The organism is Bacillus sp. SIMBA_008 (genome assembly GCF_046535495.1).
In the GTDB taxonomy this organism is placed as follows: Bacteria; Bacillota; Bacilli; order Bacillales; family Bacillaceae; genus Bacillus; species Bacillus subtilis.
In genome coordinates this window covers 143111-160939 of record NZ_JAWRWL010000005.1, presented here as the reverse complement: position 1 = coordinate 160939, position 17829 = coordinate 143111, and the positions used below count along the sequence as shown (strand labels likewise).

Here is a 17829-nt window from a genome sequence, read left to right as displayed (position 1 = left end):
ATTTGAATATCACACAATACGAGAAATTGAAAAAGCATCTTTCTGATGAGGATACAGGTCCATTTACATTAAACGAGTTTTCTTTCTATATGAAAGAAGATGATCGTTATATTCAAATTCCTGTGTTTGAATTAAAACTATCAGCTCAAACCTGTGACATTCATTTGCGGTTTGAAGACATTAGTGCATCAAAGCTGGATGACCTTGAATCCATCGATGCGGTTGAGTTGGAGATTGAACCGACTGACGATCAATGGGAAAGACTCCGTTATTATGTGTATGATCAAGAAGATCAGATGAGTTTCTATTGCGGAGGTTGGGATGTGATCAAGTGTGACAAGAAGTCACACTGATTTTCCCCTTTTTTTGCTTGAGACCCCCTTTTTAAATATGGCACATCAATTTTATTTTTCAACGCCATTTTTTTCTTCATTCAGTCATCATAAAGAAACAATCACCGAGTATGCATTAATGTATGCGTTTTCATAGAGGGGGATTCTTAATGAAAAAATGGATAACGGCGAGTTTTGTGATGATGCTGATGCTGGGTTTTGGCGGGATTGAGAATGTGAAGGCGGCGGAGCCGAAGGTGTATCAGTTTGACTTTGGAAGCGGTTCGGTGGAGCCTCATTACATTGGTGTCAGGGCGTCTGATCGGTATGACCGGTCAAAGGGCTACGGTTTTCAAACACCGGAGAATATGAAGGATGTGGCGGCATCCGGGACTGGTGTGAAGAGTGATGCGGTTCAGTTTTTAGCGTATGGGACGAAAAGCAATAACACGTTTAATGTGGATCTCCCGAACGGCCTTTATGAGGTGAAGGTGACGCTTGGCAATACGGCAAGGGCTAGTGTGGCAGCGGAGGGCGTGTTTCAGGTCATCAATATGACAGGGGATGGCGCTGAGGATACGTTCCAAATTCCTGTCACCGACGGGCAGCTGAATCTGCTGGTGATAGAGGGAAAGGCAGGCACCGCTTTTACGCTCAGCGCCTTGAAAATCAAGAAACTGTCTGATCAGCCGGTGACGAAACGAACCATTTATGTCGGCGGCGACTCGACGGTGTGCAATTATTATCCGCTCAACAGCAGCAAGCAGGCGGGCTGGGGGCAGATGCTGCCTCACTATATCGATAAACACACCTTTCAAGTGAGAAACATGGCGTCCGGCGGGCAGATCGCGAGAGGGTTCAGAAATGATGGACAGCTTGAGGCGATCCTGAAGTATATTAAACCGGGAGATTATTTTATATTGCAGCTTGGCATTAATGACACAAATCCGAAGCATAATGAATCTGAAGCGGAGTTTAAAGAGATGATGCGTGATATGATTCGTCAGGTAAAAGCGAAAGGAGCGGACGTCATCCTATCAACGCCTCAGGGCCGGGCGACCGATTTTACTTCTGAAGGCATCCATTCGTCTGTAAACAGATGGTACAGGGCCTCTATTTTGGCTTTGGCCGAAGAGGAAAAAACACATCTCATTGACTTAAATGTCCTCAGCTCGGCATACTTTACATCGATCGGTCCGGAAAAAACACTCGCGCTTTATATGGACGGAGATACGCTGCACCCGAACCGCGCTGGGGCTGACGCGCTGGCGCGATTGGCTGTTCAGGAGCTAAAACGCCAGGGAATCGCTGGCTTTTAATACATCATTTTTCGTCAAAACACATATGCCTTCGTCAATTAGAGTATAATGAGAACATCTGCAAGAGACAGGAGTTTATACATGAGTCATTTTAAAAACTATCAAATCAGTCATGACATTTTACGAGCATTGGAAGGACTGGGATATACAGAACCGACCAAGGTGCAGCAGAGCGTGATCCCCGCTGCCCTTGAACGAAAGGATCTTGTCGTCAAATCACAGACGGGAAGCGGGAAAACGGCTTCGTTCGGGATTCCTCTCTGTGAGCTGGCGGATTGGGATGAAAACAAGCCGCAGGCGCTTATTTTAACTCCAACCCGTGAGCTTGCGGTGCAAGTAAAGGAAGATATCACGAACATCGGACGATTTAAACGGATCAAAGCGACAGCCGTATTTGGAAAATCCTCCTTTGATAAACAAAAAGCTGAGCTTAAGCAAAAAAGCCACATTGTTGTCGGCACGCCGGGACGTGTTCTGGATCATATCGAAAAAGGCACGCTGCCGTTGGATCGTCTCTCTTATTTGGTCATTGATGAAGCGGATGAGATGCTGAATATGGGCTTCATTGAGCAGGTGGAGGCGATTATCAAGCATCTGCCGACTGAGCGCACAACGATGCTGTTTTCAGCGACGCTTCCGCAGGATATCGAGAAGCTGAGCCGTCAATATATGCAAAACCCCGAGCATATCGAAGTCAAAGCGGCCGGCCTAACCACAAGGAATATTGAACATGCGGTGATTCAAGTAAGAGAAGAGAATAAATTTTCATTGCTGAAAGATGTGCTGATGACGGAGAATCCCGACAGCTGCATCATTTTCTGCCGAACGAAGGAGCACGTCAATCAGCTGACCGATGAATTGGATGACTTAGGATATCCATGCGATAAAATTCACGGCGGAATGATTCAGGAAGACCGATTCGACGTCATGAATGAATTTAAACGTGGCGAGTACCGTTACTTAGTCGCAACGGATGTCGCCGCGCGCGGGATTGATATTGAAAATATCTCCCTTGTCATCAACTATGATCTGCCGCTTGAAAAAGAAAGCTATGTCCACCGCACGGGCCGAACGGGACGCGCAGGGAACAAAGGAAAGGCCATTTCGTTTGTCACGGCCTTCGAAAAACGGTTTTTAGCCGACATTGAAGAATATATCGGATTTGAGATTCAAAAAATAGAAGCCCCTTCTCAAGAGGAAGTGGCAAGGAAGAAACCAGAATTTCTAGCTAAAATGAATGACCGTCCGGAAAGCAAAAAGGACAAAAGCGAAGAGCTGAATAAAGACATTATGAAGCTGTATTTTAACGGCGGAAAGAAAAAGAAAATCAGAGCCGTTGATTTTGTAGGAACGATTGCCAAAATTGACGGTGTGTCAGCTGACGACATCGGCATCATTACGATCATGGATAACGCCTCATACGTTGAGATTTTAAATGGTAAAGGCCCTCATGTTCTCAAAGTGATGAAGAACACAACCGTCAAAGGGAAAAAGCTGAAGGTGAATAAAGCGAATAAATGATGAATGACCTGCTCCCAGTTAAAGGGGCAGGTCATTTTGCTGCTGGCTGACATCGGCGCTGGTCTCCTCCGGAACAAAGGCAAGAATCACAATACCAATTACAAACAAAATGATCAGACTGAACACCGCAGTCGAGGATTTCCCGGTCAGCTGGGCGGTAACGGCAATGAGCAGCGGCCCCATAATTGAGGCGAATTTTCCAAAAATGTTGTAGAAGCCAAAGAATTCATTGGCGTGGCGCTTTGGCACAAGCTTGGCGAAATAGGAACGGCTGAGGGCTTGAATGCCGCCCTGCGAGGTGGCGACAAGCATAGCCAGTATCCAGAAATCAAGTGTTGTCTTCATAAAATAGGCATACACGCAAACGATCATATAAATGACGATCCCGACGTACAGCATGGTCTTCCCCGTGAAGCGTTCTGCCAGTTTTCCGTATACAATCGAAAACGGTGCAGCGACCACCTGAGTGACAAATAGGATGATCAGAAGGCTTGAGGAGCCGATCCCTAAATCTGATCCATAGGATGTCGACATCGTAATAATCGTGCCGACTCCGTCGATATAAAAGAAATAAGCGAGCAAGAAGAGGAAAAGTGCCCGGTATTGTCTGATCCGTTTCATCGTTTGGCCGAGCCGCTTAAAGCTGTTGATGACAATATGAGGTTCTTTTTTGATGTAATAGCGTTGATGGACATGTTTAATCATTGGGATGGTGAACAGCCCCCACCAGGCAGCCGTTATGAAGAAGGACAGCTGGCTTGCGGCCGATACAGACACTGGAATCGTCTCTGCTTGTGCGAGCAGGATGACAGCAATACTGATGATAAATGGAATCGTGCTTCCAATGTATCCTAAGCCAAAACCCCGTGCCGAGACGAGATTCATCCGCTTCTCAGGCGTAACGTCCACGAGAAAGGCATCATAAAACACATTGGCGCCGGAAAAACCGATAGCCGATATCGTATAAAACAGCAACAATAGCAGCCAATGTTCACTAGGGATAAAGGCGAGCATCGCGGTGCTGGCGACACCGGCTGACACAAAGAAACCGAAGAACTTTTTCTTGCACCCTTCATAGTCGGCGATTGTGCCTAAAATAGGGCCGAGCATCGCAAGAATAAACGTTGAAATCGCAATGGTATAGCCCAAATAGGCAGTCGATTGAGCGGCGCTGACACCGCTTTCCGCAGCTGCTGATTTATAAAATAACGGAAATACCGCGGTGGTCACGACAATTGAGTAAGCAGAATTTGCCCAGTCATATAACACCCAGCTGTTTTCTTGTTTCGTAAAACGTTTCATCATCAGAGCCCCTCTCCGGTAACGATACTTCTATTGTACGAGAAATAGGCCTGAAAAGAATGGAATGCACGTCAATTTTTACAAAATATTTATGTTTTTTCGCTTCAAATCATACTTTTGATTTATTGCTGGGGTTAGGTGCATCTGGTACCATTTAACTATATTTCATGGTATTTTCCAGAAGGGATTCAGCAGAGAGGAGACAGAGCATGAGGCGAATAGGCTTGTGTATAAGCCTGCTGGTCACAGTTCTTGTGATGAGCGCATGCGAAAGTGAAGGTGAGGCTCAGATGTTCGCAGACTGTGATCAAAAGACAGTAAAACAAACCGCAGCCAAACCGATGAGCAGCAAGAAAAAGCAGGATTTCCAAGCCCTCGCAAGCGACAGGCAGCTGGCCATTGTGTTCAGTTCCATGATACAAGTGAGCGAAGCATTTGATTATGGAATCGGCAATCCAGAATACTTCGTGCGAATCAGCATGACTGAAGAAGAAGCAGACATTGCGAAGGAGAATCTCGAATCGATTAAGCTTGAGAACAAATCGCTCAAAAAACAAAACAGCGAGGCGGTCGCCTTGCTTCAAAAAACGCGTAATCAAGACATGAGCCGGATCGAAATTCAGCAGCTGACAGAAAATAGAGCCGCTTTTTTTGAGACCGCAGACAATATGATCAAACTCATCGGCCAAGTCACACCGAAAAACGCGAAGAAGACAAGACAGCAGCTGGATCAGCTGAAAAAACAATATACACAATACAGCGCCGAAAGCGTCAAAATCATGAACAGCATTGTCAAAAAGCAGAAAGCTGACAAGGCATCATTTGAACGCCATCTGGAGGCGCTGCTTCAAAAACAGCCCGGGCAGCAGGTACGGAGTGAATTGTACTGACCAGCTTCTGTCTTTCCCTGATGATATTGACCTAGTACAAAAAGAATGTACAATCAAGATATAGTCTGTTCTTAGTTGAATGGAGGGACATGTCATGAAAATTGCGAAGGTGATCAACAATAATGTGATCAGTGTGGTCAATGAACAGGGGAAAGAATTGGTCGTCATGGGCAGGGGGCTCGCGTTTCAGAAAAAGTCCGGCGATGATGTCGATGAAGCCCGCATTGAGAAAGTGTTCACGCTCGATAACAAGGATGTATCAGAAAAGTTCAAAACCCTTTTGTATGATATACCGATCGAGTGTATGGAAGTATCCGAAGAGATTATCAGCTACGCAAAATTACAGCTCGGCAAAAAGCTCAACGACAGCATCTATGTGTCGCTGACCGACCATATTAACTTTGCCATCCAGCGCAACCAGAAAGGGCTTGATATCAAAAACGCCTTGCTGTGGGAAACAAAACGGCTCTACAAAGACGAATTTGCGATCGGCAAAGAAGCGTTGGTTATGGTAAAAAACAAGACTGGTGTGTCTCTGCCAGAGGATGAAGCAGGCTTTATTGCTCTGCATATTGTAAATGCCGAGCTGAATGAAGAGATGCCCAATATCATCAACATTACAAAAGTCATGCAAGAGATTTTGAGTATTGTAAAATACCATTTTAAGATTGAATTCAACGAAGAATCGCTTCACTATTATCGGTTCGTCACCCACTTAAAGTTTTTCGCGCAGCGTCTATTTAACGGCACTCACATGGAAAGCCAGGACGATTTTTTGCTGGATACAGTGAAAGAAAAGTATCATCGCGCGTATGAATGCACGAAGAAAATCCAAACCTACATTGAGCGGGAGTATGAGCACAAGCTCACAAGTGACGAACTGCTGTATTTAACCATTCACATAGAAAGGGTAGTTAAACAAGCATAATGAGAGCGCTGACATTTTTGTTTCCTTGTGTTCACTTTTTCTTACATTCACATATGAAAATGCTAGGATTGTTACTGATAAAGCAGGCAAAACCTAAATTACAATGAGTGCGGATCATCTCTGTCTGTGCTGATGGTAATTTAGGTTTTTATTTTTTTCAGAGGGAAGATGATGATAGTTACAGGATTCAAGTAAGTAAGATTCGGTATTATCATTATTTTGACCGATGTTCCCTTTTAAAAGAATCATGTAAGATCAACATAGAAAACGCTTTCGATGAAAGGGGAATGCCAATATGCCTTATCTGAAACGAGTGTTGCTGCTTCTTGTCACTGGATTGTTTATGAGTTTGTTTGCAGTCACTTCTACTGCCTCGGCTCAAACAGGTGGATCGTTTTTTGACCCTTTTAACGGCTATAACTCCGGTTTTTGGCAAAAAGCAGATGGTTATTCGAATGGAAATATGTTCAACTGCACGTGGCGGGCTAATAACGTATCAATGACGTCATTGGGTGAAATGCGTTTAGCGCTAACAAGCCCAGCTTATAACAAGTTTGACTGCGGGGAAAACCGTTCTGTTCAAACATATGGCTATGGACTTTATGAAGTCAGAATGAAACCAGCTAAAAACACAGGGATCGTTTCATCGTTCTTCACTTACACAGGTCCAACAGATGGAACTCCTTGGGATGAGATTGATATCGAATTTTTAGGAAAAGACACAACGAAGGTTCAATTTAACTATTATACAAATGGTGCAGGAAACCATGAGAAGATTGTTGATCTCGGGTTTGATGCAGCCAATGCCTATCATACGTATGCATTCGATTGGCAGCCAAACTCTATTAAATGGTATGTCGACGGGCAATTAAAACATACTGCAACAAACCAAATTCCGACAACACCTGGAAAGATCATGATGAACTTGTGGAATGGCACGGGTGTCGATGAATGGCTTGGCTCCTACAATGGTGTAAATCCGCTATACGCTCATTATGACTGGGTGCGCTATACAAAAAAATAATGCAAAATGTGAAAGAGCCTGCTGCAATATAGCAGGCTCTTATGATTGTAATGAGAAGTTGTTGGCATGAATCTTCTATTCACTCATAATATCCTATTTGATCTTCTCCCCTCTGTAAATCACGTACTCACTCAATGCTGATCAAGCTCATACATTTAGAAAGAAATAATCCCAATCAAAAGTGCGGCAATCGTCATCACAATCGTTGTTCCCACGGCCCATTTAATAGTGAATTTTTGATGGTCGCCAAAGCTGACGCCTGCCATTCCAACCAATAGATAGGTGGAAGGCACAAGCGGGCTGAGCAGATGCACAGGCTGCCCCAGCAAGGAGGCCCTTCCGATTTCAGCGGCGTCTATTCCGTAAGCGGAAGCGGCTTCGGCGATGATGGGAAGGACACCGAAGTAAAAGGCGTCATTCGACATGAAAAAGGTGAAGGGCATGCTGACGATCGCAGTGATTAACGGCAGGTGCGGGCCCATGGCATCAGGGATGAGTGAAACGAGAGAATGCGCCATGGCATCCACCATTTTTGTGCCGGAGAGAATGCCTGTGAATATGCCCGCAGCAAACACCATTGAGACAACGTTTAACGCATTACCCGCATGCGCCGAGATTCGTTTCTGCTGCTCTTTGACATTTGGATAGTTAACCATCAAGGCAACGGCGAACGCAGTCATAAAAAGAACAGGAAGCGGCAGCAGGCTGGTGATCAGTGCGGCCATCAGAGCGACAGTCAGCAGCAGGTTAAACCATTGAAGAGCGGGACGCTTGAGCGGTGCGGCCTCCGGATCGGAAGACGGTGCGTGATCAATCGAAATGACGCCGAGCCGCTTCCGCTCTTTCTTTCCGAGGATATAAGCAACGGCGATCACCCAGAGAATGCCGGCGATCATAGCGGGAATCAGCGGCGTGAAAACCTCTGACGTGTCCAATTTTAAGGAGGCCAAAACCCTCGCAGTCGGCCCGCCCCACGGGATAATATTCATAACCCCCGAACCGAGCATCGCTATTCCCGCTAACACCAAACGGTTCATGCCGAGCCGTTTGTAGAGAGGCAGCATCGCTGCAATGGTAATCATATAGGTTGTTGTCCCATCTCCGTCCAGCGAAATGGTCATGGTCAGAACCGCTGTGCCTACGGCGATTTTTAACGGATCTCCTTTGACAAACGATAAGATTTTGGCAATGAGAGGATCAAACAGGCCTGAGTCAATCATAATGCCGAAATACAGGATGGCGAATAACAGCATGATACCGGTAGGGGCGAGGTCTGTAACGCCCTGAATCATCATCTCGCCGAGATCTTTGCCAAATCCGCTGATCAGGGCGAACACAATAGGAACGACAATCAAAGCAATAAGAGCGGAAAGCCGGTTAGACATAATAAGGTACATAAAGACAATCATCATCACAAAACCGAGTATGGCAAGCATGATATGACCTCCCCTATTCAACAGCTTTTTTAGTAAGCGCTTCCATCCTTTCTTTCTGTGAAGAAGGCTTATTTCAAATGTGTATGACCGCATATTTATATGTAGACCAAAAATCCTAATGAGCGGATTAGCAGTTTATATGAAGAACGCCACGGGTAAATGTGCTGTAGAATGTTTCGTTTTAAAAAGGGGGAGCAGACATGAGTGATGACCAAAACAAACGTGTAAATGAACACTCAAAGGACGAGCAGCTTGAGCAGTACAGGACCGATAACAGCGGGAAGAAAATGACGACAAACCAAGGCTTGCGAGTGTCAGAGGATGAGCATTCGTTAAAAGCCGGGGTTCGCGGTCCGACGCTGATGGAGGATTTTCACTTTCGGGAGAAAATGACGCACTTTGACCATGAGAGGATTCCGGAGCGCGTTGTGCATGCGCGCGGGTATGGCGTGCATGGCTTTTTTCAGGTTTACGAACCAATGACGGAATATACACGGGCCAAATTTCTTCAGGACCCTTCGGTGAAGACACCGGTATTTGTCCGTTTTTCTACGGTCGCGGGTTCTAAAGGCTCCGCAGACACGGTGCGGGATGCCAGAGGCTTTGCGACAAAATTTTATACTGAAGAAGGAAACTATGACCTTGTGGGAAATAACATTCCGGTGTTTTTCATTCAGGATGCGATCAAATTTCCGGATTTGGTTCATGCGTTTAAGCCTGAGCCACACAATGAAATGCCTCAGGCCGCGACTGCTCATGATACGTTTTGGGATTTTGTCGCCAATAACCCTGAGTCTGCCCACATGGTGATGTGGACGATGTCTGACAGAGGCATCCCCCGCAGCTACAGAATGATGGAGGGCTTCGGCGTGCACACGTTCCGTTTTGTCAATGAACAAGGAAAGGCACGTTTCGTGAAATTTCACTGGAAGCCGGTGCTCGGCGTGCATTCTCTCGTATGGGATGAAGCGCAGAAAATTGCCGGGAAAGATCCGGATTTCCATCGCCGTGACCTGTGGGAAACAATTGAAAACGGCGGCAAGGTTGAATACGAGCTCGGCGTGCAGATGATTGATGAGGAAGATGAATTCAAGTTTGATTTTGATATTCTTGATCCGACTAAGCTGTGGCCGGAAGAGCTTGTGCCGGTGAAGATCATTGGGAAAATGACGCTGAACCGCAACCAGGATAATGTGTTTGCGGAAACAGAACAAGTCGCATTCCACCCGGGAAATGTCGTGCCGGGCATCGATTTTACAAATGACCCGCTATTGCAGGGGCGACTTTTCTCTTATACGGATACACAGCTGATTCGTCTTGGCGGTCCGAACTTCCATGAGCTTCCGATTAACCGGCCGGTATGTCCATTCCATAACAATCAATATGACGGCTATCACCGGATGACGATCAATAAGGGACCTGTCGCTTATCATAAAAACTCTCTGCAAAACAATGATCCGTCGCCAGCGACAGCTGAAGAAGGCGGCTACGTCCACTATCAGGAAAAAGTCGAGGGCAAAAAAATCCGCCAGCGAAGCGACAGCTTCAACGATTATTACTCACAGGCGAAGCTTTTCTGGAACAGCATGTCTCCTGTGGAGAAACAGCACATCATTTCTGCTTTCTGCTTCGAGGTCGGGAAGGTCAAAAGCAAAGACGTACAGCGGCAGGTCGTTGATGTCTTCAGCAATGTCGATGCAGATTTAGCAGAAGAAATCGCCAAAGGAGTAGGCGTGGCGGCGCCCGCGAAGCGTAAAGCATCTAAAGAAATTCTTACTTCGCCTGCGTTAAGCCAAGCCCGTACAGTGAAAACCGCGTCAACAAGAAAAGTCGCTGTACTCGCCGGAAACGGATTTCATGAAAAAGAGCTGCAAACAGTACTGGAAGCCTTAAAGCAAGAAGGAATCACAGTGGATATCATCAGTCAAAATCTGGGGTATATGACAAGCGGCAGCGGACAGCAGCTTGAGGCCAGCGGCACGTTCCTGACGGTTGATTCTGTTCTGTATGATGCCGTCTATGCTGCAGGAGGGCTGGAGTTAAAAGACAACAAACAAGCGATGGCGTTTATCAGAGAAGCTTACAATCACTACAAGGCGATCGGTGCGGCAAATGAAGGAATTGACCTTCTTCAATCCTCTGTCGGGACAACAGAGGGGCCAGGCATCGTAACGGCTAAAGATGAACCTGACTACACCGCTTTCAGCAAGGCATTTATCGATGCGGTTTCTGCTCATCGCCATTGGGATAGACGAATTTGATCGGCTCCTGTATCTTTAAGGAAGATACTTTTCATAAGGAGCATGACAAATGAACGAAAAACAGCTCGCTGAAGCTTACGAACGCGATGAAAATATGATGATTTTGGTGTTTGCCCAATGGTGCGTGAACCATGATCTTGATCCGATGGAGCTGTACGCCAAAGCGTATCCGCAGCAAAAGCTGAATGAAAGCTTGAAAAAAACCATGGACGATCTGGTCGTGCCAAAGCACGAAGCAGAGCACATTCCGGACCAGACTGTCATTGCGGTATTAGAGATGTTCGGAAATACAGATTTGGCACAGGCCGTTCATGAAGCGATTTCTGGGCGCAAACAGTAAAAAAAGAGACATCCTGTGTCTCTTTTTTTATTGGAAAAATCATGCTGTTAGACCTAGAAACTTCTTTCGATTTAATCAGTCTATAAAAGTGTGTATTGCTTAAATAAGGGAATGTTAAACAACGACATCGAAGGAGGAGATCGTATGAAATGGAATAACATGCTGAAAGCAGCGGGGATTGCAGTCTTGCTTTTTTCCGTAGTTGCATATGCGGCCCCATCTTTAAAAGCAGTTCAAGCGAAAACACCGACTGTCAGCACCCATACGTACAAAAAGATCAAGGAGTTAACGTATCCACAAGTGCATCACGTCGGGAATGCCGCGTTTGAAAAGAAAATCAATCAAGAGCTGAAAGCCTACATTGAACAATCGTATCAGGAATATCTGAAAAACAAAAAAGCAGGCGAACAGCAGGGCTTTAAAACGGAATATCAAACATCCTTCAGCGTCAAATACAATGCGGCAGGCAAGCTCAGCATTCAAACACTCAATTATATCTATTCAGGGGGCGCCCACGGTTTAACGTCTGTCCAGTCCTTCAACTATGACTTGAAAGCACAAAAGCGGGTGACGCTGGATCAGATTCTGAACACCAAAACAAAAGTCAGCAAAACGAGAGATTACCTATATAGCTATATCAAAAAACACGATGAGCTGTTTTTCCCTGATGTAAAGAAAGAGGATATAACCCTAAACAAAGACACAATGTTTTACTTTACGGCAAACGGGATCGCCATCGTCTTCGGCCAGTATGACTTGGGGCCTTATGCAGCGGGAATCCGGAATGTGCAGGTGCCAGCCTCTATTTATCAATAATGAAAAGAGCCATATCCGAAAAGGGATATGGCTCAATGTTTCTACCACACAAACAGGCCGACAATCGCAGCACTTAATAAAGATACCGCAATTCCGCTGACGAGGAGCTTCCACACGTTTCTCCCGATGACCGTTGACTTTTCTCCGTCAAGGATCGAATTGTACGTGCCGTAAATCATGCCGACCGTACTGAAGTTTGCAAAGGACGTCAGGAATGTCGTCGCCACCGCAACGGTGTGAGGCGGAAGGGATTTGAGATTGTTTTTCAAGTCAAGCATCGCAACAAACTCGTTCGTTGCTAATTTCATGCCCATCAGCTGAGCAACATACATCGCATCGTGCACTGGCAGTCCAAGCAGGAATGCGAACGGACTGAACAGATAAGCAAAAATCGTCTGGATGGTCAGGCCGTGTACGAAAACGCCAAGAATGCCATTAACTGCTGACGTTAATGCGACATATCCGATCACCATTGCCAAAATAACGATAACCATGTTCATGCCGACAAGCATACTGTTAGAAATCGTAGAGAAAAAGTCTTTCTTCTCTTCTTTAGGCGGTGTATAGATGATATCTTCATCCTCCGGCACGTGAACAGGATTCAGCAGGTTTGCGATAATCAGCGCGTTTAAGCAGTTCAAAGGAATGGCTGTAAACACGTATGTCGCAGGCACCATTGACAGATAAGATCCGATAATGGAGCCGCTGATGCTGCTCATGCTCATTAAGCCGAATGTGAGCAGGCGGTTGTTGCTTAAAACCGTTAGCTGCTGGCGAATAACCGCAAGTGCTTCGGTATTTCCCAGGAACATCATTTGAATAGAGAAAAAGCTTTCTAATTTCGGCAAGCGGGAAGCCTTTGAAATCACCCATCCGATTTTATCAATCAGCCAAGGCAAAATGCCGAAATACGTTAAAATATCAAAGAATGTGACGATAAAGATAATTGGAAGAAGCGCACTAAAGAAAAAGTCTACTGTTTCATTCGCCATTACTGACGGAAAGGCAAACGCGATACCGTCACTGGCGCAAGCAATCAGCCAAGTGAAGAAATCACCGATTTTACCGATAGCCCAGCTTCCGACTTTTGTTCCCAGCATAAACCAAGTAATCAGCAATTCCAGAACAATTAACGTCATGATCGGGCGCCACTTGATTTTCTTTTTCTGCGGAGAACATAGGAATACAACTGCCATAATCACAATGAGACCGACAAGGTTTAGTAAAAAGTACATGATAGCAACTCCTATGAGGGTTATTATGGAAACAAAAAAAGCTCTTATCCTTCACAAATTCTGGAAGTGCAGAAAGTGTGAAAAATAAGAGCAAACAGAAAAGAACTTGTCCTTTTCAACTCGTTCAAATTTATTCAAACTTTCTTGTAGTCTAGTTTTTTACGGTTACTAGGTAGAAACAATCAGACCATATTACTGATCATATACAAGAATGTCTTTTTCTAAGATGATAGCAGTATTTTATCCTTTCACTTTTTGAAAATCAACCTTTTTAACTATTTTCACAATAATAAAATTTATATTCTGAAATGAGAAAATAAAGGAAAAACATGCTGGATTGCTATGCTGATATGATGTTGGCGGGATACCAGCATGTCAGTACTGATTTTTCTTCACTATAAGGTTCTAGCTCCTGGAGATTTGTTGTATGATGGAAATGGGGAAACCCATACAGCAGAAAGGGAGTTTTTTTCATGATTATCCAATTCATTCGTTATAGATAATGACAGGTGTAGACAAACTGCCAGACCTGGCCAATTTTTGAGATAGGCCTAGGTTTATTTGTCTATGCCTTTTTCATTTAACTAAAAATGAATGAATGGGGTGTTTTTTATCATGAAGCGAACAGTTGATTTCAGCATGTTTCGATGCCCGCTCTGCGATTCTTCTATGGATGCGGCATCAGGGAAAAGCTTGATTTGTACAGAACGAGGACATACATTTGATCTATCTCGGCACGGCTACGTGAACTTTCTGACGAAGCCGGTCAAAACCAGTTACGGTGCTGAGCTTTTTGAAGCGAGGAGCAGGCTGATTGGAGAATGTGGTTTTTTTGACCCGCTCCATGATGCGATTGCAGAACTCATCAGTCATCCCAAATCTGGTCATGAGGCATTCACCATCCTGGACAGCGGTTGCGGTGAGGGTTCTCATTTGAATGCGCTTTGCGGGTTTGATTATGCAGGGAAAGCAGCGATAGGATCCGGCATAGATCTTTCGAAGGATGGGATCTTAAAAGCTTCTAAGGCATTCAAAGATCAGATGTGGGCGGTTGCCGATGTGGCGCATGCTCCTTTTCATGATCGCCAATTTGATGTTGTTCTGTCTATTTTTTCGCCGTCCAATTATGCAGAGTTTCATAGACTGCTGAAGAATGATGGCATGCTCGTAAAAGTAGTGCCGCGAAGCGACTATTTAATAGAATTAAGGCAATTTTTATATAATGATTCACCAAGGCGCACGTATTCCAATGCGGCAGCTGTTGAGCGTTTTACAGCAAATGCAGCACACAGCCGTCCTTTCAGGCTGCGCTATGTTAAAACGCTTGACCAGCAGGCGATCCACTGGCTTCTCAAGATGACGCCGCTTGCCTGGTCGGCGCCGAAAGATCGAGTCAGCCTCCTGAAAGAGATGAAATCAGCCGATATTACGGTTGATGTTGATATCCTAATAGGAATGAAATGAATGGCAGAGGAAAGCTCCGAAAAAAGGAGCTTTCCTTTTTTAATCGGAATAGTTGGCCCACGCTTCTCGTACATATGGAAAGGGGACGGAAACAGCCGATGCGGACAGGTTTTTGTAAACGCTTTCTAGTTCGCGGAAACGGGGGATGTGTGTGTGGAACTGATCATCATTCTATTGGCGTTAGGTTTGCTGATGTTTACGGCGTATCGGGGATTTTCTGTCATATTGTTTGCGCCGATTTGCGCGTTATTCGCGGTGCTCCTGACAGATCCAAGCCATGTGCTTCCTTTTTTTTCATCAATTTTTATGGAGAAGATGGCGGGTTTTATTAAGCTGTATTTCCCAGTGTTTTTGCTCGGTGCCATTTTTGGAAAGATCGTTGAAATGGCCGGGCTTGCGGCATCAATCGCGAAAACAATTGTCCGGCTTGTCGGGGCAAAAAGAGCGATACTTGCCATTGTGCTGATGGGTGCTGTCTTGACGTACAGCGGTGTCAGCCTGTTTGTTGTCGTATTTGCCGTATATCCTTTTGCGAAAAACATGTTCCAAGAAGCAAATATACCGAAACGCCTCATCCCGGGAACGATTGCTTTAGGGGCTTTTACGTTTACGATGGACGCACTTCCGGGAACGCCGCAAATCCAAAATGTCATTCCGACGTCGTTTTTCAAAACAGACATTTATGCCGCCCCTTGGCTGGGCTTGATGGGCGCAGTGATTGTGCTGGTAGCTGGGATGCTCTATTTGGAATCAAGGCGGAAAAAAGCGCAGGCATCTGGCGAAGGCTATGGCGGTTTTGATTCGCAGAATGCTCCTGCTCCTGAATCGATTGAGTCCGCGGCTGAACCGGACAAAAGCCCGATTCGGCACGCGCTTGCCTTTGTCCCGCTTATTCTCGTCGGTGCAGTGAATAAATATTTCACCATTTACCTGCCAAAGTGGTATCCGAATGGATTTGATTTTTCTTCCATAGGATTAAAGGAGTTCGGCAGGCTTGATATTTCTTCAGCAGCTGCTATTTGGTCGGTGGAGATTGCTTTAGTGATTGGCATCATCACAACGATTTTATTTGATTGGAGAAGTGTGTTTGCCCAATTGAAGGAAGGGCTGAATGAAGGGATTGGCGGCGCCTTGCTGGCATCTATGAATACGGGTGCCGAGTACGGGTTCGGCGGCATTATCGCCGCGCTGCCGGGGTTTCATAAGCTGAGCAGCGGAATTTCACATACTTTTACCGATCCGCTTGTAAATGGCGCCGTTACGACAACTGCGCTGGCGGGAATCACCGGCTCGGCTTCAGGAGGAATGGGCATTGCGTTAAGCGCGATGTCAGAACAATACTTACAGGCGATTCAGGCTTACAATATTCCGCCAGAGGTGATGCATCGGGTCATTTCAATGGCATCAGGCGGGATGGATACACTGCCGCATAATGGCGCCGTTATTACGCTTCTGGCCGTGACGGGTTTGACCCACCGGCAATCCTATCGCGATATTTTTGCGATCACGCTCATTAAAACGGCTGCCGTATTTGCTGTGATCGCGATTTACAGCCTGACTGGTCTAGTGTAGAAGAAAACGAAAGGGGCATCAATATGGGAAAAGTGCTGTCATCAAGTAAGGAAGCTGCGAAACTGATTCATGATGGGGATACGCTGATCGCGGGAGGGTTTGGGCTGTGCGGCATCCCTGAACAGCTCATTTTGTCTATAAGAGATCAGGGAGTAAAGGATTTAACCGTTGTCAGCAATAACTGCGGAGTCGATGACTGGGGGCTTGGTTTGCTTCTGGCTAACAAGCAAATCAAGAAAATGATCGCTTCCTATGTCGGTGAAAATAAAATTTTTGAGCGGCAGTTTTTAAGCGGAGAGCTTGAGGTCGAGCTTGTTCCCCAAGGAACGCTCGCTGAGAGAATTCGTGCAGGCGGTGCAGGCATACCGGGATTTTATACGGCGACAGGCGTCGGCACCTCCATAGCCGAGGGAAAAGAACATAAAACATTCGGCGGCCGGACTTATGTGCTGGAGCGAGGCATTACCGGCGATGTGGCGATTGTCAAAGCGTGGAAAGCGGACACCATGGGCAATTTGGTTTTTAGGAAAACGGCGAGAAATTTCAATCCCATTGCCGCCATGGCAGGCAAGATCACGATTGCCGAGGCGGAAGAAATCGTGGAAGCAGGAGAGCTCAATCCAGATCACATCCATACGCCGGGAATTTACGTACAGCATGTCGTGCTTGGCGCGAGCCATGAAAAACGGATTGAAAAACGAACAGTTCAGCAAGCATCGGGAAAGGGTGAGGCCAAGTGAAGGAAGCGAGAAAACGAATGGTCAAACGGGCTGTACAAGAAATCAAGGACGGCATGAATGTGAATCTCGGGATTGGAATGCCGACGCTTGTCGCAAATGAGATACCCGACGGCGTTCACGTCATGCTTCAGTCGGAAAACGGCTTGCTCGGAATTGGCCCCTATCCTCTGGAAGGAACGGAAGACGCGGATTTGATCAATGCGGGAAAGGAAACGATCACTGAAGTGACCGGCGCCTCTTATTTTGACAGCGCTGAGTCATTCGCGATGATAAGAGGCGGGCATATCGATTTGGCTATTCTCGGCGGAATGGAGGTTTCGGAGCAGGGGGATTTGGCCAATTGGATGATCCCGGGCAAAATGGTAAAAGGGATGGGCGGCGCCATGGATCTCGTCAACGGGGCGAAACGAATCGTTGTCATCATGGAGCACGTCAATAAGCATGGTGAATCAAAGGTGAAAAAAACATGCTCCCTTCCGCTGACAGGCCAGAAAGTCGTACACAGGCTGATTACGGATTTGGCTGTATTTGATTTTGTGAACGGCCGCATGACACTGACGGAGCTTCAGGATGGTGTCACAATTGAAGAGGTTTATGAAAAAACAGAAGCTGATTTCGCTGTAAGCCAATCTGTACTCAATTCTTAATG

Annotated in this window: 15 protein-coding genes, 1 pseudogene and 1 riboswitch; of the genes and pseudogenes, 13 read left to right on the top strand and 3 right to left on the bottom strand. The window is 45.9% G+C overall.

Features of this window, described 5'->3' with window-relative positions:
- Positions 1 to 2 precede the first annotated feature (2 nt).
- The 3 genes and pseudogenes from SB658_RS17065 to dbpA form a co-directional block, all read left to right on the top strand.
- Positions 3 to 131: pseudogene (locus tag SB658_RS17065) on the top strand (hypothetical protein); the annotation flags it as partial.
- Positions 132 to 502: 371 nt separating this feature from the next.
- Complete coding sequence (locus SB658_RS17060) at positions 503 to 1651, top strand: rhamnogalacturonan acetylesterase (protein ID WP_144500451.1); 1149 nt, start codon at positions 503 to 505, stop codon at positions 1649 to 1651.
- Positions 1652 to 1732: 81 nt separating this feature from the next.
- Positions 1733 to 3172 carry an ATP-dependent RNA helicase DbpA gene (dbpA, locus tag SB658_RS17055; protein WP_085185406.1) on the top strand — a complete coding sequence of 480 codons (1440 nt, stop codon included), beginning with the start codon at positions 1733 to 1735 and terminating at the stop codon, positions 3170 to 3172.
- Between the two features lie 18 nt (positions 3173 to 3190).
- On the opposite strand, the gene SB658_RS17050 is transcribed toward dbpA, so the two are convergent.
- A complete protein-coding gene (locus SB658_RS17050) occupies positions 3191 to 4477 on the bottom strand; it encodes an MFS transporter (RefSeq protein ID WP_003227194.1) in 1287 nt (428 codons plus the stop codon).
- Positions 4478 to 4683: 206 nt separating this feature from the next.
- Here SB658_RS17050 and SB658_RS17045 point away from each other — a divergent pair, with 206 nt between their 5' ends.
- From SB658_RS17045 to bglS, 3 genes are all read left to right on the top strand, one after another.
- The gene (locus SB658_RS17045) at positions 4684 to 5364 is read left to right on the top strand and encodes a hypothetical protein (RefSeq protein ID WP_046664020.1); all 681 of its coding nucleotides are present in this window, start codon (positions 4684 to 4686) and stop codon (positions 5362 to 5364) included.
- Between the two features lie 94 nt (positions 5365 to 5458).
- Positions 5459 to 6292, top strand: a complete 834-nt coding sequence (gene licT / locus SB658_RS17040) for a transcriptional antiterminator LicT (RefSeq protein WP_003242598.1) — start codon at positions 5459 to 5461, stop codon at positions 6290 to 6292.
- 295 nt (positions 6293 to 6587) lie between these two features.
- Positions 6588 to 7316 (top strand): beta-glucanase, encoded by a 729-nt coding sequence (gene bglS, locus SB658_RS17035; RefSeq protein WP_024571825.1) that lies wholly within the window; start codon positions 6588 to 6590, stop codon positions 7314 to 7316.
- Positions 7317 to 7471: 155 nt separating this feature from the next.
- On the opposite strand, the gene citH is transcribed toward bglS, so the two are convergent.
- Positions 7472 to 8752, bottom strand: coding sequence for a citrate transporter CitH (citH, locus tag SB658_RS17030; protein ID WP_003227205.1), 1281 nt, complete (start codon positions 8750 to 8752; stop codon positions 7472 to 7474).
- A gap of 200 nt (positions 8753 to 8952) precedes the next feature.
- Here citH and SB658_RS17025 point away from each other — a divergent pair, with 200 nt between their 5' ends.
- The 3 genes from SB658_RS17025 to SB658_RS17015 all read left to right on the top strand — a co-directional run bounded on the left by SB658_RS17025 (position 8953) and on the right by SB658_RS17015 (position 12169).
- Positions 8953 to 11013 (top strand): catalase, encoded by a 2061-nt coding sequence (locus SB658_RS17025; RefSeq protein ID WP_015714970.1) that lies wholly within the window; start codon positions 8953 to 8955, stop codon positions 11011 to 11013.
- A gap of 49 nt (positions 11014 to 11062) precedes the next feature.
- Entirely contained in the window at positions 11063 to 11353 is a 291-nt protein-coding gene (locus tag SB658_RS17020) for a hypothetical protein (protein ID WP_014478421.1), read from the top strand.
- A gap of 144 nt (positions 11354 to 11497) precedes the next feature.
- On the top strand, positions 11498 to 12169 hold the full coding sequence (locus SB658_RS17015) for a DUF3298 and DUF4163 domain-containing protein (RefSeq protein ID WP_144500452.1): 672 nt from the start codon (positions 11498 to 11500) through the stop codon (positions 12167 to 12169).
- Positions 12170 to 12210: 41 nt separating this feature from the next.
- Here the strand turns inward: SB658_RS17015 and SB658_RS17010 are convergent, their stop codons facing one another.
- Positions 12211 to 13404, bottom strand: coding sequence for a NupC/NupG family nucleoside CNT transporter (locus tag SB658_RS17010; RefSeq protein ID WP_014478419.1), 1194 nt, complete (start codon positions 13402 to 13404; stop codon positions 12211 to 12213).
- Positions 13405 to 13531: 127 nt separating this feature from the next.
- Positions 13532 to 13633, bottom strand: a riboswitch (purine riboswitch).
- 386 nt (positions 13634 to 14019) lie between these two features.
- Here SB658_RS17010 and SB658_RS17005 point away from each other — a divergent pair.
- The 4 genes from SB658_RS17005 (at position 14020) to SB658_RS16990 (ending at position 17827) form a co-directional block, all read left to right on the top strand.
- Positions 14020 to 14868: a methyltransferase domain-containing protein gene (locus SB658_RS17005; protein ID WP_015250893.1), complete on the top strand. Its 849-nt coding sequence runs from the start codon at positions 14020 to 14022 to the stop codon at positions 14866 to 14868.
- A 153-nt stretch (positions 14869 to 15021) separates the two neighbouring features.
- On the top strand, positions 15022 to 16440 hold the full coding sequence (locus SB658_RS17000) for a GntP family permease (protein ID WP_160221906.1): 1419 nt from the start codon (positions 15022 to 15024) through the stop codon (positions 16438 to 16440).
- A 23-nt stretch (positions 16441 to 16463) separates the two neighbouring features.
- The gene (locus SB658_RS16995; protein WP_106073245.1) at positions 16464 to 17180 is read left to right on the top strand and encodes a CoA transferase subunit A; all 717 of its coding nucleotides are present in this window, start codon (positions 16464 to 16466) and stop codon (positions 17178 to 17180) included.
- Entirely contained in the window at positions 17177 to 17827 is a 651-nt protein-coding gene (locus tag SB658_RS16990) for a CoA transferase subunit B (RefSeq protein ID WP_003243049.1), read from the top strand. Before SB658_RS16995 ends, SB658_RS16990 begins: the two co-directional genes overlap by 4 nt.
- Positions 17828 to 17829: the final 2 nt, after the last annotated feature.

Bases quoted from the DNA above. Each gene is read 5' to 3' on its own strand.
- SB658_RS17050 (WP_003227194.1), bottom strand. From the start codon at position 4,477: ATGATGAAACGTTTTACGAAACAAGAAAACAGCTGGGTGTTATATGAC.
- SB658_RS17025 (WP_015714970.1), top strand. From the start codon at position 8,953: ATGAGTGATGACCAAAACAAACGTGTAAATGAACACTCAAAGGACGAG.
- SB658_RS17015 (WP_144500452.1), top strand. From the start codon at position 11,498: ATGAAATGGAATAACATGCTGAAAGCAGCGGGGATTGCAGTCTTGCTT.
- bglS (WP_024571825.1), top strand. From the start codon at position 6,588: ATGCCTTATCTGAAACGAGTGTTGCTGCTTCTTGTCACTGGATTGTTT.
- licT (WP_003242598.1), top strand. From the start codon at position 5,459: ATGAAAATTGCGAAGGTGATCAACAATAATGTGATCAGTGTGGTCAAT.
- citH (WP_003227205.1), bottom strand. From the start codon at position 8,752: ATGCTTGCCATACTCGGTTTTGTGATGATGATTGTCTTTATGTACCTT.
- SB658_RS16995 (WP_106073245.1), top strand. From the start codon at position 16,464: ATGGGAAAAGTGCTGTCATCAAGTAAGGAAGCTGCGAAACTGATTCAT.
- SB658_RS17045 (WP_046664020.1), top strand. From the start codon at position 4,684: ATGAGGCGAATAGGCTTGTGTATAAGCCTGCTGGTCACAGTTCTTGTG.
- SB658_RS17010 (WP_014478419.1), bottom strand. From the start codon at position 13,404: ATGTACTTTTTACTAAACCTTGTCGGTCTCATTGTGATTATGGCAGTT.
- dbpA (WP_085185406.1), top strand. From the start codon at position 1,733: ATGAGTCATTTTAAAAACTATCAAATCAGTCATGACATTTTACGAGCA.
- SB658_RS17060 (WP_144500451.1), top strand. From the start codon at position 503: ATGAAAAAATGGATAACGGCGAGTTTTGTGATGATGCTGATGCTGGGT.
- SB658_RS17020 (WP_014478421.1), top strand. From the start codon at position 11,063: ATGAACGAAAAACAGCTCGCTGAAGCTTACGAACGCGATGAAAATATG.
- SB658_RS17005 (WP_015250893.1), top strand. From the start codon at position 14,020: ATGAAGCGAACAGTTGATTTCAGCATGTTTCGATGCCCGCTCTGCGAT.